The sequence below is a fragment of the Curtobacterium sp. GD1 genome (assembly GCF_020882855.1).
Classification (GTDB): Bacteria; Actinomycetota; Actinomycetes; order Actinomycetales; family Microbacteriaceae; genus Curtobacterium.
In genome coordinates, this window is sequence record NZ_JAFEVQ010000003.1 from 28,912 (window position 1) to 54,142 (window position 25,231).

A 25,231-nucleotide genomic window follows, 5' to 3' on the forward strand; every position below is an offset into this window, starting at 1 on the left:
CTGTCCGGCGATTGACCGTTCTGGTTCGCGGATCCCGGGATCCGCGAACCAGAACGGTCAGAGCGCGGATGGAACACGGACATCGGGCGCTCGCACGCGCCGGAGCGAGCGTCGCATCGAACTCGTGGTGCTGAACCCGGCGTGGGCAGCGACGGCGGCCGGATCGGCGTCGTCGGCGGCGAGTGCGGCACGGAGGGCGAGCGACCGGAACCACCGCCGGAGCTCCTCGGGCGAGCAGCCGGTCGTCGCGCGGAACCGGCGCCGCACGGTGCTCGCCGACATGCCGGTGCCGCGCCGCAGCTCGTCGATCGGCACGGGGTCGCCGCCATCGAGGAGCCGATCGATGCACGGGGTCAGGCTCGCATCCGCGAGGAACGACGGTGGGTTGTCGCCGAGCACGGTCATGACGACGACACGCGCGAGGGCATCCCGGCGCGATGCCCTCCACCGGCCACCGACGAGCGACGCGATGTGGGCGAGGGCGAGCACCACGTCCTCGTGCGGTGCCTCGGGTGGCTCGGTGTGGACGAGCGCGCCGAGCCCGAGCGCTTCGTCGACGAACGGGCCGAACGACGCGGTCCCGAGGTGGACGCCCGTCGGACTGCACCACGCATCGTCGGCCGTCGGTGCTGGTGAGCGATCCGGGCCGGTGCCCACCGTCACCGGGACTCCCGGCGCGACGATCGCTGCGGTCCCCGGCGCGACCACCCAGACGTCGCCGCCGCGTCGGAGCCACACCTCGGTGCGGGCGGTCGACGCAACCCAGACGTGGTCGGTCGTCGAGCCGAGGTCGAGTGTCCACCGCTCGTCGTCGGCGAGGACCTCGTCGCCGTAGCGAACGTCGAGGCCGACGGCGTCCACCAGTGCTCGGAGTGCATCTTCCACGCCATGACGCTGCCATGTCGGACACCCGGGCGAGGGCGCCGGTGTCCGACCTGTGGAGCGTGCGGGTCAACGGACCTCGGCGGAGGACCAGAGCGACCCCGCACCGGTGCCGACCGGGCGGAGCAGGGGCACGGCGACGAGGACGGCCGCCGCGAGGAACGCGACCGCCTGCAGCACGCCGGGGACCGCGTACACGACGGCGAGGACCTCCTGCGCGGTGGAGGGCGGCGGGACCGTCTGCGTCAGGACGGACACGACGAACCACAGCGCCGCGGCGATCGTCACGACCCAGCCGAGCACGCGCTGCGGTCCGCGCAGACCACGGACGGTGAGCACGCCGAACGCCACGAGCGCCGCCCGGGCGATCCAGTACAGCCCGTCGCCGATCGGCCCGGGGACGGCCCAGGCCAGGGCGAACGCGAGCACGGCGACCCCGAACGCGAGGGCGCGGCGGTCCCGGGAACGCAGGGCGGCGACGAGCACGACCGCTCCGCAGACACCGGCGACGACCGTTCCGGCGAGCCGCAACGCCGGTGGGCCGAAGGCGAGGGCCCCCCACGCGTCGCCTAGCCCCTCGGCACCGAAGACGAGCGCTGCGACAATGGCGGCCGCCGACGCGACCCGGACCCCCGTGGTGTTCCCCATGGCCACACGGTACGCCGGTGCGGGGGATAACCCCACCTCCGGTTCGGGAGGGGGCAGGATGGGGGATCGAGCCGGTGATCGCGAGGCTTGGTGTCATGACCGACACCGCCCGCCTCGACCAGGCCGAGACCGTCCCGCTGCACGACTCCGTCCCGCCAGGAGCCACCGAACCGATGCCCGCACAGCCGAACCAGACGCCCCCGACGTGGTCGTCGACGCCGCCCGCGAGCGGCCAGGGCCCGAGCGTCCCGCCGGCACACCCGACCGCGCCCGGTGGGTCCGGATCGGGCACGGGCACGACCGCCGGTGCGTTCTACCGCGAGGCGTGGAAGCGCCTGCCGCGCGACTTCGGCTACATGGCCCTCACGGCGGTGCTGCTCTGCACGCTCTACGCCGCGTTCCCCGCGGCGATCTTCGGCGGCGGCTTCCGCGACCTCTTCAACCCGTTCGTCCTGCTGATGTTCTTCATCGCGCTGTTCGTCGCGCGGTGGCTCGGACAGTTCGAGAAGCTCCGCATCGGGTGGGCCGACAGCCGCCCGATCCGACCGGTCGACTGGACGCCCCGGTGGCAGCAGAACTGGTGGACGCGCACGGGCTCTGCCGTCGCCAACCCGCACTACTGGCTGTACCTGCTGCACGCGGCGGTCGTGTACCCGATCGCGGCGCTCTGCACGGTGGGCGCCGGCGCACTGCTCCTCGCCGGCTTCCTCTGGCCGATCGGCCTCGCCGGGGTCGCGTTCGTGAACGGCATGAGCGCGCAGTACTTCGGGTGGGACATGACGTCCGTCGTGGGCTTCGGGTTCCTCGGACTCCTGTCGATGGCCGCCTCGGTGGTGCTCTTCCCGCTGTGGGCCCGCGGTTCCGTGATCGCGCACTTCTGGATCGACTTCGGTCTGCTCGGCGGGTTCCGTGCGGAGCAGCTCGAGCGTCGGGTCGCCGGGCTCCAGGCCTCCCGTGCCGGTGCCGTCACCGCCGAGGGCCAGGCACTCCGCCAGATCGAGCGCGACCTGCACGACGGCCCGCAGCAGCGACTCGTCCGCCTGCGCATGGACCTGTCCGCGGCCGAGCGCGCCTTCGACAAGGACCCGGTGAAGGCGAAGCAGCTCATCGGCGAGGCGTCGGAGCACGCCCAGGACGCCCTCGACGAACTGCGTGCCCTTTCCCGCGGGTTCGCACCGCCCATCCTGCTCGACCGCGGGCTCGTCGCCGCGCTCGAGGCCCTCGTCGCCCGGACCCCGATCCCCGTCGGCCTGGACGTCCGCCTGCCCGACGGGCTCGAGCTCGCGACCGAGATCCAGCGCAACGTGTACTTCACGGTGAGCGAGCTGCTGACGAACACCACGAAGCACGCCGGTGCCTCGACTGCCGGGGTGTACCTCGGACTCGTGGTCGACGCCTCCGGACTCTGGTACCTCACGGTCAGCGTCACCGACGACGGCCGCGGTGGGGCCCGCCCGCAGGAGGGGCACGGCATCGAGGGGCTGATGGGTCGGATGCGCGCCCTCGATGGCGAGCTGACGGTCTCGAGCCCCGAGGGCGGTCCGACCGAGGCGACGGCACGGATCCCGCTCGGCGCCCTGAACGGCGTGCCCACGACGCGCTCGTGAGCCCCCGGGAGCGTCCGCGCTCCCACTAGGCTGGTCGGCATGAGCGACGGCCCGGATGCAGCACGCATCCGGGCCGTCGTCGTCGACGACGCCGTGCTCCTGCGCGAAGGACTCTCGCGCGTGCTCGACGAAGCGGGCATCGACGTCATCGGGCAGTACGCCGACGCCGACTCCTTCCTCGCCACGCTCCCCGACGGTGCGCCCGACGTCGTGGTGATGGACGTGCGGATGCCGCCGACCTTCACCGACGAGGGCGTCCGCGCCGCCGTCGAGACCCGGCGCCGGGCTCCGCGCACCGGCGTGCTCCTGCTGTCCCAGTACGTCGAGGCCACCTACGCCGAGGACGTCCTCGCGGCGGGCGCGACCGGCATCGGCTACCTGCTCAAGGACCGCGTCACCCGGCTCGAGGAGATCGACGACGCCGTCCGCCGCATCGCCGCCGGCGGCACCGTCCTCGACCCCGAGGTCGTCACCCAGCTCATGAGCCGCCGCCGTGACCCGCTCGCAGCGCTCACGCCGCGCGAGCGCGACGTCCTCGGGCTCATGGCCGAGGGCCGCACCAACGCCGCGATCGCCCGCGCGCTCGTGATCGGCACCGGCGCGGTCGAGAAGCACGTCTCGAGCATCTTCGGCAAGCTCGCGCTCGAGGACACGGGCGAGGACCACCGTCGGGTCCTCGCCGTGCTCGCCTACCTCGGGTGACGGCGCACCGGTGAACCGCGTCCCGGCGCCGCTCCTCGCCCTCGCGGCGATGGTGTCCGTGCAGCTCGGCGCCGCGATCGCGAAGACCCGGTTCGACGACGTCGGCTCGGTCGGCGCCGCCACACTGCGGCTCGTCATCGGGGCCGTCGTCCTCGCGCTCGTGGTCCGGCCGCGCGTCCGGCACTGGACCCGGCAGCAGTGGCTCGGTGCGATCGGCCTCGGGCTGGCGCTCGGCGGCATGAACGTCTTCATCTACGTGGCGTTCGCGAGCATCCCGATCGGGGTCGCGGTGACGATCGAGTTCCTCGGCCCGCTCGCCCTCTCCCTCGTGCACACCCGACGGTGGCGCGACGTGCTCTGGGCGGTGCTGGCGCTCGCCGGGGTCGTGCTGCTCGGGGTCGGTCCGGCGGCGGTGACCGCGGTCGGCGGTGTCGTGTTCGCCGTCCTCGCCGCGGTGTGCTGGGCGGGCTACATCGTCATGAACCGGCACGTGGGCGCCGCGATCCCCGGCGTGGACGGGCTCGCCGTGTCGATGCTCGTCGCGATGCTCGTGTCGCTGCCGTTCGGGCTCCGGTCGGCGGTCGACGGGGTCGTCCGTGAACCGGTGCTCCTCCTCGTGTTCGGCGGCGTCGCCGTGCTGTCGAGCGTCCTGCCCTACGCGCTCGAGATGCTCGCGCTCCGGCGGATGCCGACCCGTGTCTTCGGGGTCCTGCAGAGCCTCGGGCCGGCGATCGCGGCCCTCGCGGGCCTGCTGATCCTGCACGAAGCGCTCGCGCTGCTCGAGGTCGTCGCCCTCGCGTGCGTCACCGCCGCGAGCGTGGGCGTGACGCTGTCCGCGCGTCGTGATCGGGGCGGTCGAACGGGAGGCGCGGATCCCGTTCCGTGAGTCAAGAACGTGTGCCGCGCCTCCGGAAAGACCGTCTACTCGTCGCGGAGGAAGTCCGCGTACGTGGGTTCCGTGTGTTCACCCGTCAGCAACGCCGGGTCGTTGACCCGTCGTTCGACGTAGGCCGCGATGACCTCGGGCGGGGTGAGCACGTGGGCGACCCAGGACGGCACCTCGCTCTTCTTCATGGTGCCTCCTCCCAGCGTCAGCACTCGGACCGAATGTCTCGATCAGTGAGTTACTTGCTGTACCGGTGTTCCGTAAACGATCCTCGCGATGTCGGGGGAAGTCAACGTGGTGCGTTCTGCGGACTGCGCCGCGCCGCGTCGGCACGCAGGGTGCGGTGCTTCACCGCGGACCGCCACACCCACGCGTTCGCCTGCTGCCCGAACTGCGCCCACTCGACGAGGACAGCGTCGCGGGTCCAGCTCTTCGCGAAGGCCTTCACGCGGACGTGGAACGTGGGGAATTGGATCCACGCCCAGACCGGCACGGGGGTGACGGCGTGGCAGACGTCCGGACCGCGGGCGTCCTCGGAGAGGGAGTAGGCGCGCGGACGCTCGACCTCCGGGTGTTCCGGGGGCTGCCACCGGTTCTCGCGACGCCGTCCCACGAGAGTATTCGAACGTGTGTTCGAACCGGCGTCAAGTCGGCCGCGCTGCCCGTGCGCACGCGATGCCCAGGATCGGCGTGTCGACGGGGCCGCGGGACGGGCGGGTCAGGGGTGCACGCGGCCGGTCGACTCGCGCACGCTCAGCGTCAGCGACGGCCCCGGGCGCGACGGCAGCGGCGAGCCGGCGTCGATCTGCTCGCGCAGGAGCGTCGCCGCCCGCTGCCCGAGCTCGACCGTGTCACGCGTGAGCGAGGTGATCGACGGCCGCACGAGCCGGACCATCGCCGAGTCGTCGAACGACACGATCGAGACGTCACCTGGGACGCGCACGCCCATCTCGCTCGCCACGCCCAGTCCGGCGACCGCGAGCACGTCGTTGTCGTACACGATCGCGGTGGGGCGGACGCTCTGCGAGAGCAGGGACCTGGTCGCGCTCGCCCCGGCCTCGGCGGAGTAGTCGGTCGGGATCGACACGGCGTCCTCGAGCCCCTCGGCCGCGGTGAACTCGCGGAGGCGGTCGATCCGCATCGCCGTGTGCTCGAACTCCGGTCGTCCGGCGACGTGCGCGATCCGCCGGTGCCCGAGCGCGTGCAGGTACCGCAGCACGGTGTCGGTCGCGTCGGAGTCGTCGATCCAGACCGTCGGTGCCGCGGGCTCGGCCGAGGGGTGCGACCCGACGACGACGGTGGGCATCCCGAGCTCGGTGAGCAGCGTGAGCCGGTCGTCGTCGCGGCGGGGGTCGATCACGATCACGCCGTCGACCCGGTGTCCGCGCCACCAGTCCCGGTAGGTCTGGAGCTCCTCGGCGGCGTCCCGCGCGACGAGGAGGTTCATGCCGACGTGACTGCCGGCGAGCCCGAGCTGGATCCCCGAGATGAGGTCGCCGAAGAACGACTCGGTGCCGAGTGTCCGGGCCGGCCGGTTCAGCACGAAGCCGATCGACCCGGCCTTCGCACCGCCCAGGGCGCGTGCGGCGGTGTGCGGCTGCCAGTCGAGTTCGCGGGCGATGGCCTGCACCCGCGCGCGGGTCTCGTCGGACACGCCGGGGCGGTCGTTGAGCGCGAACGAGACGGCGCTGATGGACACGCCGGCTCGTGCGGCGATGTCGGCGATCGTCGTGCGACGGTTCTGGGCCACGGGGTTGACTATAACGCTTTAGTCGGAAATCATCGCTCCATTCACACGGATCGGTGACGGGGACTGAACCGGTTCAGCACGACGCGCACCACGACGAAGGAGTCACGAGCGATGAAGAACACCACACGCAGGACGACGGGACGCGCCCTCGCGGTCCTCGCCGGAGCGGCCGTCACGGCCCTCGCGCTGACCGCGTGCTCGAGCGGCAGCAGCGCGGGCAGCGGCGGCGGGAGCGGCAAGGTCGACGGATCCATCACCCTGCAGACCTGGGCGCTGACCCCGACCTACACGGACTACCTCAACGGCGTGATCAAGGACTTCGAGGCGAAGTACCCGGACGCGAAGGTGAAGCTCGTCGACCAGCCCGGCGACGGCTACGCCGACAAGGTCCTCAGCCAGGCGTCGTCGAACTCCCTGCCCGACGTGATCAACCTGCCGCCGGACATCGCCCTGCCCCTCGCCAAGCGCGGCTTCCTGCAGGACGTCGCGAAAGACGACTCGAAGCTCTCGAGCACCTACGTCAAGGGCGCGCTCGCCGCGTACAACTACAAGGGCGTCGACGGCACCTTCGGCTACCCGTGGTACCTCAACACGGACGTCGACTACTGGAACAAGACGATGTTCGAGCAGTGCGGTCTCGACCCGGCGAACCCGCCGAAGACGACCGACGAGCTCTTCGCGCAGGCCGAGACCATGCACCAGAAGTGCCCGGACGACTACCTGATGAGCCGCAAGCCCGGCCTGTCGGACTTCTCGCTCGCCGGCGTCAAGATCATCAACGACCAGGGCACGAAGTTCACCTTCGCGAACTCGTCGAAGGCGGCCGACCTCATCGCGAAGTACGCGAAGGCCTACAAGGAGGGCCTGATGCCCTCGTCCGTCCTGAACACCGACTACCTCGGCAACTCCACCCTGTTCACGCAGGGCAAGGTCGCCTGGACCACCGGTGGCGCCACCGCGATCAGCGACTTCGAGAAGAACAACCCGTCACTCAAGGGCAACATCGTCGTGTCGTCGGCCCTCGACAACCCGCCGCTCTACGTGCAGGGCCTCAGCGTCAGCGCGAAGAGCAAGCACATCGCCACGGCCGAGGCGCTCGCCGCCTTCATGACGAACGCGAAGAACCAGGAGGCCTTCGCGCACCTGGTCAACATCTTCCCGTCGACCACCTCGTCGCAGTCCGACCCGTACTTCTCGAAGGACGACGGCACCGTCGAGGCCAAGGCCCGCGTGCTCGCCAACGACGCCCTGAAGACGGCGAAGAACCTCAACCCGGTCGAGGCGAACTCGGCGATGACCGACTTCCTCGACCAGCAGATCGCGCTGGCGATGAAGGGCGGCACGACGCCGGAGCAGGCGCTGCAGACCGCGCAGACCAAGATGAACAGCCTGCTGGCGAACAGCTGATGCGCGCCAACCGCTGGTTCACGCCCTGGCTGCTCGTCCTGCCGGCACTCGTCTGGTTGCTCGCGTTCAGTCTCTGGCCGTCGATCAACACCGTCCGGCTGTCGTTCACGAACGCCAGCCCGCTCGGGGGCGTGAGCCAGTGGGTGGGCCTCAAGAACTTCGAGACGCTGCTCGCCGACCCGCAGGTGTGGGAGGCGCTCCTCAACAGCGTCATCTACATGGCGGTGTGCCTGCCGCTGCTGACGGTGCTCCCGCTGCTCATGGCGGTGCTCGTCGAGCGGAAGCTCCCCGGCATCGCGTTCTTCCGGACCGCGTACTACACGCCGGTGATCGCCAGTGCCGTGGTCGTCGGGCTCATCTGGAACTGGATCCTCGACGACCGCGGGGTCATCAACGAGATGGCGCAGTCCCTCGGGATCGTGCAGAGCTCCATCCCGTTCCTCACCGACCGGTGGCTGCTCGTCTTCAGCGCGATCAGCCTGACGGTCTGGAAGGGCCTCGGGTACTACATGATCATCTTCCTGGCGGCCCTCGGGAACGTCGGCAAGGACCTGCACGAAGCCGCGGCCCTCGACGGCGCCGGCTCCGTCCGCCGGTTCTGGTCCGTGACCATGCCCGGTGTCCGAGGGACCATGACCCTCGTCGGCATCCTCGTGTGCGTGAGCGCGCTCCGGGTGTTCAGCGAGCTCTACATCCTCACCAACGGCACCGGCGGACCGGGCGGGCAGGACAACTCGCTCGTCATGCTCATCCAGCAGTACGCCCGCGGCTTCACCGGCAACCTCGGCTACGCGTCCGCCCTGAGCCTCCTGCTCTTCGTCGTGACGCTCATCCCGATGCTCGCCCTCGCCCGGATGAACAGCAAGGCGGACAAGTGACCAACACGACCTCGACCACCGAACCCGTCCTCGGGGGCGCCGCCGGCGCGGCCGCACCCGCGCCGGACGTGACCGGCGCGACCGACGGGAGCCGCGCCTCCCGACCGAACGGACGCAACGGACGCAACGGGCGCACGCGGCGCCGCGCCGCGTGGGGCGTCATGTCCACCCGCGAGAAGGTGCTCCGCTACGTCCTGCTCGTCGTGGTGCTCTTCATCACGATCGGGCCGTTCCTCTGGCAGCTGTCGACCTCGCTCAAGGGCACGGGGGAGGACATCTACACGGCGAACCCGTCCTTCATCCCCACGCAGCCGACCTTCGGCAACTACCTGCGGGTGGGCGAGGCGATCCCCGTGTTCGGGTACATCGGCAACTCCCTCGTCGTCGCCGCGATCGACGTGCTCGGCAACATCGTGTTCGCGACCCTCGCGGGCTTCGCGCTCGCCCGGCTGCAGTGGCGCTTCCGCAAGGCCGTGCTCGGGCTCTTCCTGGCCACCCTGGTGCTCCCGGGCGAGGCGACGATCATCTCCCAGTTCGTCACCGTGAAGGACCTCGGCCTCGCCGATTCCCTCGTCGGCGTCGCCCTGCCCGGCATGATCGCGGCGCTCAACGTCCTGCTCATGTTCAACGCGTTCCGGCAGATCCCCGAGGAGATCGACCAGGCAGCCGTGATGGACGGCGCGAACGCCCTGCAGCGCCTCCGGTACATCTCGCTGCCCGCCGTGCAGGGGACCATCGCCGTCATCGCGATCTTCTCGTTCATCGGCGCGTGGGACGACTTCCTCTGGCCGCTCATCGTGCTGCAGTCGCCGGACAAGCTGACGCTGACCGTCGGGCTGCAGTACCTGCAGGGCACGTTCGCGACCGACCAGCGCATGATCGCGGCCGGCACGATGATCGCGTTCATCCCGATCGCGGTGATCTTCGCGATCCTGCAGCGGTTCTTCTTCAAGGGCGTCGAAGAGGGCGGGGTGAAGGGCTGATGCGCTTCGGCGTCAACCACACCCCCTCGGTCGGCTGGTTCCACTCGTGGCTCGACTTCTCGCCGTCGGACACGGCGCGGGACATGGAGCAGATCGCGTCGCTCGGCGCGGACCACGTGCGGATCTTCCCGCTCTGGCCGGTCGTGCAGCCGAACCGGACGCTCATCCGGCGGTCGGCGCTCCGGGACGTCGCGACGGTCGTCGACATCGCGGGCTCGTTCGGGCTCGACGTCAACGTCGATGCGCTGCAGGGGCACCTGTCGAGCTTCGACTTCGTGCCCTCGTGGCTCGAGAGCTGGCACCGCCGGAACATGTTCACCGACCCGGACGTGGTCGCGTCGACGGCGGCCTACGTCGAGGCGCTCGCCGCGTCCGTCGCCGACAAACCGAACCTGCTCGGCATCACCATCGGCAACGAGGTGAACCAGTTCGCGCACGCGCCGCACCCGACGCCGCACGACATCACGGCGGAGCAGGGGCACGCGTGGGCAGCAGCGATGGTCGCGGCAGCGCGGGCCGGGCTGTCGAGTCCGGTCGGCCTGGAGGCGCGGCTCGGCTCGGCACCGTCCGCCCGCCCCGGCACCGGGTCGCGTCCACGGCCCCTGGTCACCGTCGCGCAGTACGACGCCGCCTGGTACGACGACGCCCAGCCGTTCGGCCCCGAACACGCGGCCGACCACGGCGACGCGACCGTCACGCACTCGTGGGTGTTCAACGGCTCGGCGACCCTGCACGGCGCACTCGGGGCCGGCTCGGTCCGCCACGGTGAGTACCTGCTGCAGCTCGCGAGCGCGTGGAACCGCGAACCGGAGCGCCCGAACTGGCTGCAGGAGGTGGGCGCCCCGACGAACGTGGTCGACCCCGCCGACGCCGCCGCGTTCACCGAGCAGACGATCCGGCACGTGCTCGACGCGCAGCACGTGCTCGGCGTCACGTGGTGGTGCTCGCACGACGTCTCGCGGTCGCTCGCGGACTTCCCGGAGCTCGAGTACGACCTCGGCCTCTTCACGAACGACGGTCGGCTGAAGCCGGCGGGGGAGGCCTTCGCCGCCCTCGCCCGCGAGCACGGCACCCGCGGCCGGGCCGACACGACCGGTGCCGTGTCCGCGCCGCCGGCCACCGCCCTCGTGCTGGACGACGTGCTCGCGGACGGCACCGCACGCGGCGGCCTCCGGGCCGACTGCGCGCCGGGAGGCCGGTTCGCCGCCGCCTGGCTCGACCTCGCCTCGACGGCCCCGGACGGACGCGGCCCCCAGGTGGTCCTGCGCTCGCGGGTCGACGACCACGCGCTGCTCGCCGCCCGGGGCATCACCCGGTGCGTCGACGTCCCCGAGGACACCGCCACCGAGCTCCTGTCGGTGGCCCACCCGGCCACGATGGCCTGAGCCGCACACCCCGCACGCCCCGCACACCCCGCACGCCCAGCACCACCGCACGACAGGAAGGTCCCCATGCACGACGACATCCCCCTCACCACCGGCCGGGCGCGACGCGTCCTCGACGAACGCATCCTGCCGGCGGTGCACGCCACCGCGACGCCGCTCGACACCGCGTGGCACGAGCTGCCGGGGGAGCCGATCCCGCCCGCGGCCGGGCTCGCGCTCGAGTTCACGCCGTACGAGGTGGGCACGACGTGGGGTGCAGCATGGGGGACGACCTGGTTCCGGCTGACCGGGACCGTGCCGGACGAGTGGGCCGGCCGCCGTGTGGAGGCCGTCGTCGACCTCGGCTTCGACAAGAACATGCCCGGGTTCCAGTGCGAGGGACTCGTCTACCGCGCGGACGGCACGCCCGTGAAGTCGATCAACCCCCGGAACCAGTGGGTGCTCGTCGCGGAGGAGGCCGTCGGCGGCGAGACCGTCGAGCTCTTCGTCGAGGCGGCGTCGAACCCCGTCCTGCTCGACTACCACCCCTTCCTCCCGACGCAGGAGGGCGACGTCCAGACCTCGTCGTCGACGCGCCTCTACACGAGCCGCCGGATGGACCTCGCCGTCTTCGAGTCCGAGGTGCACGAACTCGCGCTCGACATCGACGTCCTGCTCGAACTGCAGGCCGAGCTCCCGGAGGGGCCGCGGCGGATGCGGATCCTGCAGGCGCTCGACGACGCCCTCGACCGGCTCGACCTGCAGCACATCGCCGCGACCGCCCCCGAGGCCCGAGCGGCCCTCGCGGACGTCCTCGCCGCGCCCGCCGAGGCCTCCGCCCACACGATCTCCGCCGTCGGGCACGCGCACATCGACTCCGCCTGGCTCTGGCCGGTCCGCGAGACGATCCGCAAGGTCGCCCGCACCACCTCGACGATGACCGAGCTCATCGACCAGACCGACGACTTCCTGTACGGCATGTCGAGCGCGCAGCAGTACGCGTGGATCAAGGAGCACCGGCCCGAGGTCTACGCCCGGGTCAAGGCCGCCGTGGCGGCCGGACGCTTCCTGCCGATCGGCGGCATGTGGGTCGAGTCCGACACCGTGATGCCGACGGGCGAGAGCATCGTCCGTCAGTTCTCCCAGGGGCAGCGGTTCTTCGAGCGCGAGTTCGGGATCCGGCCGAAGGGCGTCTGGCTGCCGGACAGCTTCGGGTACTCCCCGGCACTGCCGCAGCTCATGCGTCGCGCGGGCTTCGAGTGGTTCTTCACGCAGAAGATCTCGTGGAACCAGGTGAACAAGTTCCCGCACCACACCTTCCTCTGGGAGGGCATCGACGGCTCGCGGGTGTTCTCGCACTTCCCGTCGATGGACACGTACAACTCGCGATTGTCCGGCAGCGAGGTCGCGAAGGCCTCCCGGCAGTTCCGCGAGAACCGGCTCGCCTCCGGGTCGATCGCGCCGGTCGGCTGGGGCGACGGCGGCGGTGGCACGACCCGCGAGATGACCGGCACGGCGAAGCGCCTCGCCGACCTCGAGGGGAGTGCGAAGGTCCGCTGGGAGCACCCGGACACGTTCTTCGACCGGGCGAAGTCCGAGCTGCCCGACCCGCCGGTGTGGGTGGGGGAGCTCTACCTCGAGCTGCACCGTGCGACCCTGACCAGCCAGCACGGCACGAAGCAGGGCAACCGCCGTTCCGAGCAGCTCCTCATCGAGGCCGAGCTCTGGGCCACGACCGCCGCATCCCGGACCGAGTTCGAGTACCCGTACGACGAGCTCGACGCGCTCTGGCAGCAGGTCCTGCTCCAGCAGTTCCACGACATCCTCCCGGGGACCTCGATCGCGTGGGTGCACCGCGAAGCGGTCGCGAAGTACGCCGAGACGGACCGCGCCCTGACCGCGATCATCGACCAGGCGCTGTCGGCGCTCGCCGGTACCGGGGATGCGGCCGTCGTCGTGAACCCGGCCCCGTTCCTCCAGGCCGGCGCACCCGCGCAGGGCGCGGTCCTGGCGACCGACGTGCCGGAGCCGACCGCCGTGGCACTGACCGAGGAGGACGGCGGCTACGTGCTCGCCAACGACCTCGTCCGGATCGTGGTCGACGCACAGGGGCTCGTGACGAGCGCCGTCGACCGGGCGACCGGGCGTGAAGCGATCGCTCCGGGGCAGGCGGCGAACCTGCTGCAGCTGCACCAGGACTTCCCGAACATGTGGGACGCCTGGGACGTCGACCGCTACTACCGGAACCGGGTCGAGGACCTCGTGTCGGTCACCGGGCTGCACGGTTCGGTCGACGCGGACGGTGTCGCGCGCGTCGTCGTCGAGCGGGCGTTCGGCGACTCGACGGTCCGGCAGGAGCTCGTGCTCGCGCCGGACTCCCGCACGCTGGAGTTCGACCAGACGACCGACTGGCACGAGACCGAGAAGTTCCTCAAGGTCGCGTTCCCGCTCGACGTCCGCGCCGAGCACACCGTCGCCGAGACGCAGTTCGGGGCGCAGAAGCGGGTGACGCACACGAACACCTCGTGGGAGGCCGCGAAGTTCGAGACCTCGATGCACCGCTACGTGCTCGTGTCCGAGCCGGGCTTCGGCGTCGCCCTCGTGAACGACTCGATCCACGGGTTCGACACCACACGCGACGCCGTCGACGGGCACGTGACCACCACCGTGCGGCTCTCGCTGCTGCGGGCACCGCGGTTCCCCGACCCCGAGACCGACCAGGGCGTGCAGACGCACCGGTACGGGATCGTCATCGGCACCGACCAGCTCGGGGCGACGGCGGCCGGCGTGGTCATGAACGCCGCTGCGCGGGTGACCACCGGTGGGCACGGGTTCGACCCGCTCGTGCAGGTCTCCGGGGACGTCGTGCTGTCGAGCGTCAAGCTCGCCGACGACCGGTCCGGCGACCTGGTCGTGCGGGTGTACGAGCCGTCCGGGCAGCGGGGGACCGGCGGGCTCGTGGTCGACGGCCCGTTCGGTGCGGGGGCGGAGGTCACCTTGCTCGAAGAGCCACTGGCCTCGGCCGGGACCGTCGACGCGTCCTCGTTCGCCGTCGACGCCTACGAGGTGCGGACCTTCCGCTTCCCACACAACTGAACGACCGACCCATTCAAGGAGGAATGTGATGAAGAAGACGATCAAGTTCGGCATCGTGGCGGCCATCGCCGCGATGGTGGCGGCACCACTCGTGCCGTCCGCAGCGTCGGCTGACCCGGCGCGAGCGACCGCGTCTGCGACCAGCGCGACGAAGTCCGGGCCCACGAGCATCGCGTACGTCGAGGTCAACAACGACCAGCTCGCGAACGTCGGCCGCTACCAGCTGGCGAACGGGGCGAACGCGTTCGACGTGGCGATCATCTTCGCCGCGAACATCAACTGGAACGGCTCGAAGGCCGTCCTGTACAACAACGACAAGGTGCAGGCGACGCTCGACGCCGCGGCGACGCAGATCAAGCCGCTGCAGGCCAAGGGCATCAAGGTCTCGCTGTCGATCCTCGGCAACCACCAGGGTGCCGGGATCGCCAACTTCCCGACCCAGGCAGCCGCCGCGGACTTCGCGTCCCAGGTCACCGCCACGGTCACGAAGTACGGCCTCGACGGGGTCGACCTCGACGACGAGTACTCCGACTACGGCACGAACGGCACGCCGCAGCCGAACCAGCAGTCGATCGGCTGGCTCATCACCGCGCTCCGTGCCCAGATGCCCGGCAAGCTCATCTCGTTCTACGACATCGGCCCGGCGTCCTCGTCGCTCTCGTCGTCGAGCAGCGCCATCGGCTCGAAGCTCGACTACGCCTGGAACCCGTACTACGGCACCTACTCGGCGCCGTCGATCCCGGGCCTCGGGAAGGCGAAGCTGTCCGCCGCCGCGGTCGACATCCAGAACACGGCGCAGTCCACCGCGGTGTCGCTCGCACAGCGCACGAAGGCCGACGGGTACGGCGTCTTCATGACGTACAACCTGCCGGACGGTGACGTCTCGTCGTACGTGTCGGCGATGACGCAGGTGCTCTACGGGCAGGCCGCGACGTACCACTGACGTCGCGTCCGGTGCGGCGGCTCGCGCCCCGCGTCTCCTCGGCACGGTCCAGGAGGCGCGGGGCGCGTCCGTCCCGTCCCTCGCCTCCCGTCGCTGGAGCAGGATTCGCGCGTGCGCGTTGACCGTCCTGGTTCGCGGAACCCGGGGATCGTGAACCGGAACGGTCACGAACGCGGCAGAACCCGCCCGTCCGCGTGCGGTGCGCCGTACGATCGCGACGTGGAGCTCCAGTTCACCGGCGAGGTCATCGAGTGGCGCGGTCCGGCGCCGTTCTTCTACGCCGTCGTGCCGCCGGACGCCGCCGAGGTGATCCACGACCTCGCTCCGATGCTCACCTACGGCTGGGGCGTGATCCCGGCCCGCGTCACGATCGGGTCGGTGACCTGGACGACCTCGCTCTTCCCGAAGGGTGGCGGGTACCTCGTGCCCCTCCGGGCCGCGGAACGTCGCCGCGCGGGTGTCGAGCTGGGCGACGAACCGGCGATCACCCTCGAGCTCGCAGGTCCCTGACACTCCTCCACAGCGTGGGCTGTCTCGGACCAGTTCCACAACGTCTCCCGCCGACCTTCGGCACCTCCCCGTCGCTCCCTACCGTCGCAGGCAGTGGGGGGGAGGTGCCGATGGTCGAACGGCCACGACATCCCAAGAAGGAGATCGAGCACGTGATGCGCACCGCCGAAGCGCGCGGGTGGCGCTTCGTGAAGGCGCGGAAGTACTACAAGGCCTATTGCCCGTGTGGTGTGCACCTGCACACGGTCCACATGACGCCGTCGAACCCCTGGTACGTTGTGCATCTGAAGTATCGGCTCGCGCGAACAGACTGCTGGGACAGGAGAACGTCATGACGAACTACCTCGTACGCGTCGAGTGCGCAGCATTGCTCGGAGCATCGGACGACTTCCGGGCAGAGCTCCCGACGGACTTCGACGTCATCGCTGAAGCGCTGTTCGATCTCGAGGACATCCACGATCAGGACCTGACCGCCGACCTCGCGACCGGCACCCTCACCTTCTCGATCGGTGTCGTCGCCGACGACGAGTTCGGTGCGCTCGATCGGGCGCTCGGCGCCGTCAGGACGGCGCTGCACGCCGCCGGCCGGGGTACGCCCGGATGGGAGCGGCACTACCGGATGCTGCGGCAGGAAGTCGAAGAGGAGCCGGTGGGCGCTCGCTAGCAGTCCCGAGATCCGGCGGGAACTGTGCCGGCCGGGTCACCAGCGCCGACGGAGCTCGGCCGCGACCAGGTCGGTCGTGGTGCTCGTGATCGCCGGGGCCTGCTCACCGAGCGCGCGACGGAGGGCGCGTTCGCGGGCCGTGACGGCTCGGAGGGCACGGCGTTCGGCGTGCCGGAGGCTCCAGCGGACGAGCGCGGTGCCGAGTCGGTTGGTCAGGACCTCGACCGGCGAGATCGGCGGGACCGGGAGCGTGCGGGGCTGGTAGGTGGTCACGGTGTCGGCTCCTCGTCGATGATCGGGACGCTGCGGACCTGGGCGAACACACGACGGACGCCCTCGGGCAGATCGGCGGCCTGCCCGCGGATGGCGCGGTACCGCTCGATGACGGCCTCGAACTCCCGCCACATCGCGCCGTACTCGTCGGGAGTGAGCGCGACGTAGGTCGACGACCCCGAGACGCCACGCCAGTCGGCCGGGACGGTGTCGGGGTCACGGGTGGTCCACTCGCGCACCAGGTCGTTCTCGGCGTCCATCACGGCGAGGCTCGCGAGCTGCGTCGCCGTCTGCTGCGCGGGGGAGGCCGGGCCCTGGTCGGGGCTGCCGATGCTGATCCGACCGGCGGTGCGTTCCCACCAGCGCTCGCGGGCGTTGCCGCGGTCGGGGAGCTCGTGGACGAACCCGTGGCGCTCGAGCTGCCGGAGGTGGTAGCTCGTCGAGCCGCTGGACTCGCCCAGCTTCGCGCCGAGCGACGTCGCGGTCGAGGGGCCGTTCTGGGAGAGCAGGTCGAGCAGGCGCGCCCGGAGCGGGTGCGCCAGCGCCTTGAGGGCGGCGACGTCGAGGATGCGGGTCTCGTCGGTCATGACATGACCGTACACCGCAAAGAGATGTTTGCAAACAGTTCGTTGCAAACATGTCTTTGCTGATGGTCCACGCCCGGCGGTGAGGACCGGAAGGGGAATTCCCCCCGGATGGGTCACAAGTGGGCCGTAATGGGGACAAGTTTGTACCCCGTACGTGGTCTGTCGGCGGAACGGTCCGTGCACTGGGATGGAGGGGCAGGGCTCGTACGTCTGCTCACCCGAAGGAGCACGCATGACCGTCTCGGTTCCCCGACGCATCGTCGTCCCGACGCCAGCGCGTTCGGTTCCCCGCGCCGCGCTCCGGCCGCTCCCCGCGACCACGACGCGGTGGCTCCTCCGCGCGGCGTTCGCGCTGCCGTACGTGACGGTGGCACTGCTCACCGTCGGTGCCGCGACGACTCCGCAGCTCGCGGCCACCGGCAACCAGGCCACCCTGGACCGGGCGACCGCCGCGCTCGACGGAGGAGTCGTCCAGGCGATCGGACAGCTCTACCCACTGCTCTCCGGCGTCCTGCTGCGGTTCCTGCCGTTCGGCGTGCACGGCGCCGCGGTGCTCGGGGGTGTCGCGGCAGGTGTCTTCCTCCAGGTCCTCGCACAGGCGATGCTCCGGCGCGGTGTCCGGATGCGCAAGGTCGTCGTGTTCACCGTCGCGCTCGGGGCGAACCCCCTCTACGCGTTCGTGGCGCTGAACGACCTGCAGGCCTTCCTCGGCATCGCGCTCTTCGCCGTCGCGCTGACGGACATGGTGCGGTTCTCGTCCTACGGCGACACGCAGGCGGGCTTCCGGGCCGGGCTGTCGCTCATGCTCTCGACACTGCTCGACCCGATGGGACTCGTCTACGTCGTCGTCGCAGCCGTGACCGTCCCGCTGCTCGAGGTGGCCCGGCAGGGGCAGCACGGGCTCCGGCGCGCGAACACGATGGTCCTCGTCTTCCCGAGCGTCGCGGTCCTCGGCTCCGTGGCCGTCCTCGACCTGCTCGTCCTGCGGGATCCGTTCGCGGCCCTCCGGCGCACCGTGAGCCTCGACACCCAGCGTCTGGCGGTCCTGGACCACCTCTTCACCTCGTTCGACGGGCTCCTGCTCGGTGCGATGGTGCTGGCCGGGTGCCTGCTCGCCCTCCTCGTGCACCGCCCGGGAGCGATCGCGATCGTGTTCGCCCTGTTCGCCGGGATCCTCGCCGGGTACGCGATCGGCCTGATCCCGGCTGCGACCGCCGGCAACACCTTCGTGACGATGCTCGCGGTCGCGGTGGCGATCCTGCCCCGAGCGACGACCCGGACCACGAGCATGCTGATCACCGTGCTCGCGGCGCTGCAGATCCCGCTCGCCTGGGCAGCGGCGTTCCAGCGGGAGGTCGTCCTCGAGTGGATGCACGTCCTCGTCGCGGCGGTGGCCTCGTGACCGCGCTCGTGCCGACCGACGCACCCACGGCGGCCCCGCGCCACCGTGGCGCGGACACCGACTGGCGACCCGTCCACCGGTGCTCGGTCCGTCGGCACGTCGACGAGGGCTGGGTCGCCTCGGCCCGGGTCCGTGACGGCGTGCTCGTGCTCACCAGCGGTCGGTCCGACCCCGACGTGCTGCGAGCGGCGCTGACCGAGGAGTTCGGCGAGCCCGTCGTGCTCCGGACCGTCGACGAGTCCGTCGTCCGCCAGCGCATCATGTGGGAGCTGGACGACGAGCTCGCGGACATCGCTGCCCACGACCTCGCCCGCACGAACCCGGCGATGTCGGCACGCACGGTGCTGTCGCGCGGACAGCAGGTCGGCGGTGCCGCGGCCCTGCTGGTGTTCGTCCTCTGCCTCGTCCTCGCCCCGGGCACCACGGCCGCGATCGCGACGGCGGTCCTCTCGCTCGGCTTCCTCGCCGGGATCGTCTTCAAGTTCTGGGTGTCGATGGTCGGGGCGCGGTTCGACCTCGTCGAGCAGGTGTCGACCGCGGACATCGAGGCGCTCGACGAATCGACCCTGCCGACGTACACCGTGCTCGTGCCCGTCTTCCGCGAGGCGAACATCGTGCACGACCTGGTGCGCAACCTCGAGGTGCTCGACTGGCCGAAGGACCGGCTCGAGGTCCTCGTGCTCGTGGAGGCCGAGGACCACGAGACCCGCCAGGCCGTCCTCGACGCGAGCCCGCCGCCGTGGATGCGCGTCGTCATCGTCCCGCCGGGCAGCCCGCAGACGAAGCCCCGCGCGTGCAACGTCGGGCTCGCCATCGCGCGCGGCGAGTACGTCGTGATCTACGACGCCGAGGACCGACCGGACCCGGACCAGCTCAAGAAGGTCTTCGTGTCGTTCGGCCGTGCCGGCGCCGACACCGTGTGCGTGCAGGCCGCCCTGAGCTACTTCAACGCCGACGAGAACGCTCTCACCCGGATGTTCACGCTCGAGTACTCGTACTGGTTCGACTACATGCTCGCCGGCCTGGATGCCCGGAACCTCCCGATCCCGCTCGGCGGCACCTCGAACCACTTCCGCACCGAGCTCCTGCGCGAACTCGGCGGCTGGGATCCCTACAACGTCACCGAGGACGCCGACCTCGGGATCCGTGCGTCCGCCGTGGGCTACCGCGTGTCCGTCGTCAACTCCACGACGATGGAGGAGGCGAACACGTCGATCCCGAACTTCGTCCGGCAGCGGTCGCGGTGGATCAAGGGCTACATGCAGACGGCCCTCGTGCACGCCCGCCGACCCCGCGCGCTCGTCCGGGAGATCGGGTTGCGCCGCGCCGCCGCGTTCACGCTGCTCATCGCGGGGACGCCGCTGACGTTCCTCGGGATGCTGCCCGGGATCGTCGTCACCATCGCGACGTTCGTGCTCCCGAGCTCGTGGACGGCGCCGGTGTTCCCGACGCCCGTGCTCTGGCTCTGCGTGCTCGACTTCCTGCTCGGCAACGCGACGATGATCTACCTGACCATGATGGGGCCGTACAAGCGTGCGCGCTTCGACCTGATGGGGTGGGCGCTGCTCAACCCGTTCTACTGGGTCCTGCATTCGATCGCGGCGTACAAGGGCCTCTGGCAGCTGATCACGCGCCCGCACTACTGGGAGAAGACCGAGCACGGACTCACGAAGACGACTTGAGCCGGACGGGAACCGGAGGGGATGACGGGAATCGAACCCGCGTGGCCAGTTTGGAAGACTGGGGCTCTACCATTGAGCTACATCCCCGCGCCTGCGCACCAGGCGCAGCCCGACCATCGTAGCGGACGAACGAGCACCGACATGTCACCACGTACCGTGTCGTCCCGGGTCGTGCTCCCGCCGAGCGACCGGGACGCCCGGCGGATCAAGCGCTCGCGCGTGCTCTCCTACGCGTTGGTCGTCCTCGCCGCGATCGTCCTCTCGTTGCGGCCGGAGCTGTTCGGGGACCCGCAGACCCAGCCCGCGCACGCGCTCCTGCACGCGTGGCGCATCGTCGCCGGCATCCTGCTCGCGGTGGCCGCGCTCGGCGTGCAGGTCGTCGTCGGCGTGCGGTGGCGGACGGGCCTGCGACGACGCGCGCAGGACGACGCCGAAGACGGCTCCGAACCTGCCGGGAACCGCGCGCCCGGGGACCGCTAGACTCATCGGCGTCGCATGCGCCCCACCGGCGTGCGCGGACACCCCTGGCCCAGTCAAACGGGGCGTAGCTCAGCTTGGTAGAGCGCCCGCTTTGGGAGCGGGAGGTCGCAGGTTCAAATCCTGTCGCCCCGACCAGGACCACACGAACGTCAACCAACAGGAGAACATCCCTTGGCCACCAGCACCGTCGACAAGGTGAGCGACACCCGCGTCAAGCTCACCGTGAACGTGACGCCGGAAGATCTCAAGCCGAGCATCGACCACGCGTACAAGCACATCGCCGAGCAGATCAACATCCCCGGCTTCCGCAAGGGCAAGGTCCCGCCGGCGATCGTCGACCAGCGCGTCGGCCGCGGCGAGGTCCTGAACCACGCCGTCGGCGACGCCATCGACAACTTCTACCGCCAGGCGGTGGAGGAGCAGGAGCTGCGCATCCTCGGTCGTGCCGAGGCCGACGTCGCCGAGCTCCCGAACGTCAAGGACTTCACGGGCGACCTCGTCCTCACCTTCGAGGTGGACGTCCGTCCCGAGTTCGACCTGCCGGAGTACGACAAGTACGAGCTCACCGTCGACGCGGTCGAGGTCTCGGACGACGAGATCGAAGAGGAGCTGCAGAACCTGCGCACCCGCTTCGGCACGCTCGTCACGGTCGACCGTCCGGCGACCACGGGTGACTTCGCCCAGATCGACCTCACCGCCACCATCGGCGACGACGAGGTCGACTCGGCCACCGGCGTCTCCTACGAGATCGGCTCCGGCGACCTGCTCGAGGGCATCGACGAGGCGCTCGAGTCCCTCACCGCCGGCGAGTCCACCACCTTCGAGTCGAAGCTCGTCGGTGGCGACCGCGAAGGCGAGATCGCCCAGATCGCCGTGACCGTCACCGCCGTCAAGGAGCGCGAGCTCCCCGAGGCCGACGACGAGTTCGCGCAGATCGCCAGCCAGTTCGACACGATCGACGAGCTCAAGGCGGACCTCAAGGAGCAGATCGCGAAGTCCAAGACCTTCGGTCAGGGCGCCGCGGCTCGCGACAAGCTCGTCGAGAAGCTCATCGAGGACGTCAACATCCCGATCTCAGAGCAGCTCATCGAGGACGAGGTGCACCGTCACCTCGAGCAGGAGAACCGCCTCGAGGACGACGAGCACCGCAAGGAGGTCTCCGAGTCCAGCGAGAAGGCCTTCCGCTCGCAGATCCTCCTCGACTCGATCGCCGAGAAGGAAGAGATCCAGGTCTCGCAGGAAGAGCTCACGCAGTACCTCATCCAGGCCGCTGCGCAGTACGGCATGGAGCCGGGCGAGTTCATCAAGGTCATCGACCAGAACGGGCAGATCCCGGGCATGGTCGGCGAGGTCGCGCGCTCCAAGGCCGTCGCGACCGTCCTCTCCAAGGTGACCGTCAAGGACACCAACGGTGACGACGTCGACCTCTCCGCCTTCACGGCGGGGGTCGCGCAGACGCCTGCGGAGGACGCCGAGTAACGATCTCGACGCCACCAGCACGACGGACGGGAGGCGCGGTGCCAGCTGGCACCGCGCCTCCCGTCCCGTATTTCGGCACCACCGCATTGCCGACAGCGAACAGACGAGAAGTGGTGCGTTGCACCCGATAAGTTCGACAACAAGCGACAACTGAACGGGAGCTTTTCCATGGCCGAAGCGACACTGAACCCCAGTGTTTTTGACCGCCTTCTGAGAGACCGGATCGTGTGGCTCGGCTCCGAGGTCCGCGACGACAACTCGAACGAGATCGCAGCCAAGCTGCTGATGCTCGCCGCCGAGGACCCTGAGAAGGACATCTACCTCTACATCAACTCGCCCGGTGGCTCGATCACCGCCGGTATGGCGATCTACGACACGATGCAGTTCGTGCCGAACGACATCGTCACGGTGGGCATCGGCCTCGCCGCCTCGATGGGGCAGTTCCTGCTCTCGTCGGGCACCCCGGGCAAGCGCTACATCACCCCGAACGCGCGTGTGCTCCTGCACCAGCCGTCGGGTGGGTTCGGTGGTACGGCCGCCGACATCCAGACGCAGGCGAAGGTCATCCTCGACATGAAGCAGCGGATGGCCGAGCTCACGGCGGAGCAGACCGGCAAGTCGATCGAGCAGATCCTCAAGGACAACGACCGCGACAACTGGTTCACGGCGCAGGAAGCCCTCGAGTACGGCTTCGTCGACCACCTCCGCGCATCGTCGACCGAGGTCATCGGCGGTGGTGGCACCGTCGGCGACGGCGAGACCCCCACCGACGCGGCCGAGCCCGACGCCCAGTCCTGACCCCACCCACCGAAGAAAAGGAAACGAGAATGCATCTCCCCATGCTCGGTGGCGCGCAGAACGTCCCGGCCCCCACTGATCGGTACATCCTGCCGAGCTTCGAAGAGCGCACGGCCTACGGCTACAAGCGGCAGGACCCGTACGCGAAGCTGTTCGAGGACCGCATCGTGTTCCTCGGCGTCCAGGTCGACGACGCGTCGGCCGACGACGTCATGGCCCAGCTGCTCGTGCTCGAGTCGATGGACCCGGACCGCGACATCGTCATGTACATCAACTCGCCCGGTGGCTCGTTCACCGCGATGACGGCGATCTACGACACGATGCAGTACATCCGTCCGCAGATCCAGACGGTCTGCCTCGGTCAGGCTGCCTCGGCGGCGTCGGTGCTCCTCGCTGCCGGTACCCCCGGCAAGCGTCTGGCGCTCCCGAACGCCCGCGTGCTCATCCACCAGCCGGCGGTCCAGCAGGGCGGCGGTCAGGCCTCCGACATCGAGATCCAGGCAGCGGAGATCCTCCGCATGCGCACCTGGCTCGAGGAGACCCTGTCGAAGCACTCGAACCGCACGCCGGAGCAGGTCAACAACGACATCGAGCGCGACAAGATCATGTCCGCCGAAGAGGCGCTCGAGTACGGCCTGATCGACCAGGTCCTCACGAGCCGCAAGAACCTGCCGGCGCTCGTCAAGTAGTACCGGCGACCCGCACGACGAAGGCCCCGCACCGATCGGTGCGGGGCCTTCGTCGTGCCGTGGGGTCAGTCGTCGGTGGGGTCGTCGTCGGCCGCGGGGGCGGGGCGACGACGCAGGAGCAGCAGGAGCGCGACGACGAGCCCGACGAGCACGACGCCGCCGGCACCGATCCAGAGGGCGTCGGACGTCGTGGAGTCGGTGTCGCCCGAGGCGGTGCCCGTGGTGTCGGCACTGGCACTCGCCGCACTGCCGGCCGTGGCGCAGACGGGCGGGGTGGACGAGCCCTTCGACGGGGTGAACCCGGCGGGGGCGTCCCACGTGAAGCGGTACTCGTCGGACACGGTGTGCCCGTCGGCGGAGACGATCTGCCACTCGACGGTGTACTTCCCCGAGGCGCCGAGTGCCGCCTTCGTGGTCATCGAGGGGCCGTCCACGTCGAGGCAGCCGTCCTCGTAGTACTTCCCGTCGGGGCCGACGATCCGGTAGGCGAAGCCCGAGTTCGTGTCGTCGATGTCGAGCAGCTTGTCGTTCGTCGTGATCTCGAAGGCCTTCGGCAGCGCGGTCAGCGTGCCGTCGACCTTCGGGGTCGAGGCGATCATGTAGTTGTGCGCGCTGGCGGGGCCGGCCAAGCCGAGGACCGCACCGCCTGCGATGGCGAGGGTGGCGGCGACACCGGCACCGCGCCTCCAGGCCCGCCGGAGGCGCGGTGACCGCTCCGTTGACGTGACGCGGTCCGTCGACGTGACGCGCCTCGTCGAGGTGTCGCGCTCCGTCACTTGGAGGCGCTCCGACGGCGGGTGCCGGCGACGGCGACGACCAGGGCGGCTGCGCCGAGCACCAGGCCGCCGAGGCCGAGGAAGCGTCCGACGAGGTCGGGGTCGGCGGGCGTGGACTCCGCTGCCGCTGCGGCCGTGGGGGTGGCGGCGACGAGGTCACCGTCGTCGTCGGTGGCCTCGGCCGCGGTCAGCGTGATCGAGGGCGCGGGGTGCTCGGGCTCGGCTTCTCCGGCCTTCTGCTCCTGGTTCCACTCGACCGAGCCCTTCTCGCAGGTCTGCAGGGCCGGGAACTCGACGAGGTCGCCGGGCTTGCCGTCCGGGAGCGAGAAGGACAGCGCGAAGGTGTCGCGCTCGTCGGCGGGGAGCGGGGTCTTCGCCGTGTAGGTGACGCTCGTGACGCGTTCGCCCGCGTCCTCGGCGGACTCGTCGTCCGCGGAGGCCGACGGGCTCGTGTACGGCGCCGTGGCCTTCGTGATCGTCCAGTTCGGGTTGACGGTCGGCGTGACCTCGATGACGGACTCCGGCACCTGGAACTCGATCTTCGTCGTGGGGGAGCCGTCGCAGCCGTGCGGGACCGAGAAGGTGGCCGTCGTGTACGAGTTCGCCGCGGTCGAGGTGGCCGTCGCCGAGACGTGGGCGCTGGCGACACCCGCGGTGCCGAGGACGATCGCAGCGGTGACGCCGAGGGTCGCGGTGCCGACGACGGCGAGGCGCTTGGACATGGGGTTCCTTCCGGGACTGCGGG

26 protein-coding genes and 2 tRNA genes are annotated in these 25,231 nt (G+C 70.4%); 18 read left to right on the forward strand and 10 right to left on the reverse strand.

All coding sequences use genetic code 11. From position 1 onward, the window contains the following. Positions 1–57 precede the first annotated feature (57 nt). Positions 58–885, reverse strand: coding sequence for a helix-turn-helix domain-containing protein (locus JSX79_RS18565; RefSeq protein WP_229085067.1), 828 nt, complete (start codon positions 883–885; stop codon positions 58–60). A gap of 66 nt (positions 886–951) precedes the next feature. Beyond that, positions 952–1,530 (reverse strand): hypothetical protein, encoded by a 579-nt coding sequence (locus JSX79_RS02535; protein WP_229085068.1) that lies wholly within the window; start codon positions 1,528–1,530, stop codon positions 952–954. Positions 1,531–1,625: 95 nt separating this feature from the next. Between JSX79_RS02535 and JSX79_RS02540 the strand changes: the two genes are divergently transcribed. The 3 genes from JSX79_RS02540 to JSX79_RS02550 are packed head-to-tail and all read left to right on the forward strand — an operon-like array spanning position 1,626 to position 4,725. Next, positions 1,626–3,137: a sensor histidine kinase gene (locus tag JSX79_RS02540; RefSeq protein WP_229085069.1), complete on the forward strand. Its 1,512-nt coding sequence runs from the start codon at positions 1,626–1,628 to the stop codon at positions 3,135–3,137. 39 nt (positions 3,138–3,176) lie between these two features. Then, positions 3,177–3,839: a response regulator transcription factor gene (locus JSX79_RS02545; protein ID WP_070416588.1), complete on the forward strand. Its 663-nt coding sequence runs from the start codon at positions 3,177–3,179 to the stop codon at positions 3,837–3,839. A gap of 10 nt (positions 3,840–3,849) precedes the next feature. Then, on the forward strand, positions 3,850–4,725 hold the full coding sequence (locus JSX79_RS02550) for a DMT family transporter (RefSeq protein WP_229085070.1): 876 nt from the start codon (positions 3,850–3,852) through the stop codon (positions 4,723–4,725). 35 nt (positions 4,726–4,760) lie between these two features. On the opposite strand, the gene JSX79_RS02555 is transcribed toward JSX79_RS02550, so the two are convergent. The 3 genes from JSX79_RS02555 to JSX79_RS02565 form a co-directional block, all read right to left on the reverse strand. Beyond that, entirely contained in the window at positions 4,761–4,913 is a 153-nt protein-coding gene (locus JSX79_RS02555; protein WP_156794738.1) for a hypothetical protein, read from the reverse strand. A 101-nt stretch (positions 4,914–5,014) separates the two neighbouring features. Continuing rightward, positions 5,015–5,338, reverse strand: a complete 324-nt coding sequence (locus tag JSX79_RS02560; RefSeq protein ID WP_070416587.1) for a hypothetical protein — start codon at positions 5,336–5,338, stop codon at positions 5,015–5,017. Between the two features lie 105 nt (positions 5,339–5,443). Continuing rightward, complete coding sequence (locus JSX79_RS02565; protein ID WP_229085071.1) at positions 5,444–6,475, reverse strand: LacI family DNA-binding transcriptional regulator; 1,032 nt, start codon at positions 6,473–6,475, stop codon at positions 5,444–5,446. Between the two features lie 111 nt (positions 6,476–6,586). Between JSX79_RS02565 and JSX79_RS02570 the strand changes: the two genes are divergently transcribed. The 8 genes from JSX79_RS02570 (at position 6,587) to JSX79_RS02605 (ending at position 16,320) form a co-directional block, all read left to right on the forward strand. Continuing rightward, complete coding sequence (locus JSX79_RS02570; protein WP_229085072.1) at positions 6,587–7,882, forward strand: sugar ABC transporter substrate-binding protein; 1,296 nt, start codon at positions 6,587–6,589, stop codon at positions 7,880–7,882. After that, complete coding sequence (locus JSX79_RS02575; RefSeq protein WP_070416584.1) at positions 7,882–8,760, forward strand: carbohydrate ABC transporter permease; 879 nt, start codon at positions 7,882–7,884, stop codon at positions 8,758–8,760. The genes JSX79_RS02570 and JSX79_RS02575 overlap by 1 nt, the downstream gene beginning before the upstream one ends. After that, positions 8,757–9,743 carry a carbohydrate ABC transporter permease gene (locus JSX79_RS02580; RefSeq protein WP_229085073.1) on the forward strand — a complete coding sequence of 329 codons (987 nt, stop codon included), beginning with the start codon at positions 8,757–8,759 and terminating at the stop codon, positions 9,741–9,743. The genes JSX79_RS02575 and JSX79_RS02580 overlap by 4 nt, the downstream gene beginning before the upstream one ends. Beyond that, positions 9,743–11,128, forward strand: coding sequence for a cellulase family glycosylhydrolase (locus JSX79_RS02585; RefSeq protein WP_229085074.1), 1,386 nt, complete (start codon positions 9,743–9,745; stop codon positions 11,126–11,128). Before JSX79_RS02580 ends, JSX79_RS02585 begins: the two co-directional genes overlap by 1 nt. 66 nt (positions 11,129–11,194) lie before the next feature. Beyond that, the gene (locus JSX79_RS02590; RefSeq protein ID WP_229085075.1) at positions 11,195–14,203 is read left to right on the forward strand and encodes a glycoside hydrolase family 38 C-terminal domain-containing protein; all 3,009 of its coding nucleotides are present in this window, start codon (positions 11,195–11,197) and stop codon (positions 14,201–14,203) included. A 28-nt stretch (positions 14,204–14,231) separates the two neighbouring features. Then, entirely contained in the window at positions 14,232–15,146 is a 915-nt protein-coding gene (locus JSX79_RS02595) for an endo-beta-N-acetylglucosaminidase H (RefSeq protein WP_229085076.1), read from the forward strand. A gap of 219 nt (positions 15,147–15,365) precedes the next feature. Beyond that, positions 15,366–15,656 carry a DUF1905 domain-containing protein gene (locus tag JSX79_RS02600; RefSeq protein ID WP_229085077.1) on the forward strand — a complete coding sequence of 97 codons (291 nt, stop codon included), beginning with the start codon at positions 15,366–15,368 and terminating at the stop codon, positions 15,654–15,656. A gap of 331 nt (positions 15,657–15,987) precedes the next feature. Further along, the gene (locus JSX79_RS02605) at positions 15,988–16,320 is read left to right on the forward strand and encodes a hypothetical protein (protein WP_229085078.1); all 333 of its coding nucleotides are present in this window, start codon (positions 15,988–15,990) and stop codon (positions 16,318–16,320) included. Between the two features lie 36 nt (positions 16,321–16,356). Here JSX79_RS02605 and JSX79_RS02610 read toward each other — a convergent pair whose 3' ends face one another. Together JSX79_RS02610 and JSX79_RS02615 are read right to left on the reverse strand one after the other, a co-directional pair. Beyond that, positions 16,357–16,593 (reverse strand): hypothetical protein, encoded by a 237-nt coding sequence (locus JSX79_RS02610; protein WP_070416577.1) that lies wholly within the window; start codon positions 16,591–16,593, stop codon positions 16,357–16,359. After that, a complete protein-coding gene (locus tag JSX79_RS02615) occupies positions 16,590–17,180 on the reverse strand; it encodes a transcriptional regulator (RefSeq protein ID WP_229085079.1) in 591 nt (196 codons plus the stop codon). Before JSX79_RS02615 ends, JSX79_RS02610 begins: the two co-directional genes overlap by 4 nt. A gap of 232 nt (positions 17,181–17,412) precedes the next feature. On the opposite strand from JSX79_RS02615, the gene JSX79_RS02620 reads away from it, so the two are divergent. Next, positions 17,413–18,582: a hypothetical protein gene (locus JSX79_RS02620; protein ID WP_229085080.1), complete on the forward strand. Its 1,170-nt coding sequence runs from the start codon at positions 17,413–17,415 to the stop codon at positions 18,580–18,582. Further along, positions 18,579–20,264, forward strand: a complete 1,686-nt coding sequence (locus JSX79_RS02625; RefSeq protein WP_229085081.1) for a glycosyltransferase — start codon at positions 18,579–18,581, stop codon at positions 20,262–20,264. The genes JSX79_RS02620 and JSX79_RS02625 overlap by 4 nt, the downstream gene beginning before the upstream one ends. A gap of 16 nt (positions 20,265–20,280) precedes the next feature. On the opposite strand, the gene JSX79_RS02630 is transcribed toward JSX79_RS02625, so the two are convergent. Beyond that, positions 20,281–20,351: transfer RNA gene (locus JSX79_RS02630), tRNA-Gly, on the reverse strand. A 54-nt stretch (positions 20,352–20,405) separates the two neighbouring features. Here JSX79_RS02630 and JSX79_RS02635 point away from each other — a divergent pair. The 5 genes from JSX79_RS02635 (at position 20,406) to JSX79_RS02655 (ending at position 23,710) form a co-directional block, all read left to right on the forward strand. Next, positions 20,406–20,744 carry a hypothetical protein gene (locus JSX79_RS02635; protein WP_229085082.1) on the forward strand — a complete coding sequence of 113 codons (339 nt, stop codon included), beginning with the start codon at positions 20,406–20,408 and terminating at the stop codon, positions 20,742–20,744. 58 nt (positions 20,745–20,802) lie between these two features. Beyond that, positions 20,803–20,879 (forward strand) — tRNA-Pro (locus JSX79_RS02640). A gap of 36 nt (positions 20,880–20,915) precedes the next feature. Next, positions 20,916–22,223 carry a trigger factor gene (tig, locus tag JSX79_RS02645; RefSeq protein WP_070416574.1) on the forward strand — a complete coding sequence of 436 codons (1,308 nt, stop codon included), beginning with the start codon at positions 20,916–20,918 and terminating at the stop codon, positions 22,221–22,223. A 168-nt stretch (positions 22,224–22,391) separates the two neighbouring features. Then, positions 22,392–23,021, forward strand: a complete 630-nt coding sequence (locus JSX79_RS02650) for an ATP-dependent Clp protease proteolytic subunit (RefSeq protein ID WP_070416573.1) — start codon at positions 22,392–22,394, stop codon at positions 23,019–23,021. Positions 23,022–23,050: 29 nt separating this feature from the next. Continuing rightward, positions 23,051–23,710, forward strand: a complete 660-nt coding sequence (locus tag JSX79_RS02655) for an ATP-dependent Clp protease proteolytic subunit (protein WP_070416572.1) — start codon at positions 23,051–23,053, stop codon at positions 23,708–23,710. 65 nt (positions 23,711–23,775) lie between these two features. Here the strand turns inward: JSX79_RS02655 and JSX79_RS02660 are convergent, their stop codons facing one another. Further along, positions 23,776–24,339, reverse strand: a complete 564-nt coding sequence (locus JSX79_RS02660; RefSeq protein ID WP_229085083.1) for a copper resistance CopC family protein — start codon at positions 24,337–24,339, stop codon at positions 23,776–23,778. 143 nt (positions 24,340–24,482) lie between these two features. Then, a complete protein-coding gene (locus JSX79_RS02665) occupies positions 24,483–25,208 on the reverse strand; it encodes a YcnI family protein (RefSeq protein ID WP_229085084.1) in 726 nt (241 codons plus the stop codon). Positions 25,209–25,231 lie beyond the last annotated feature (23 nt).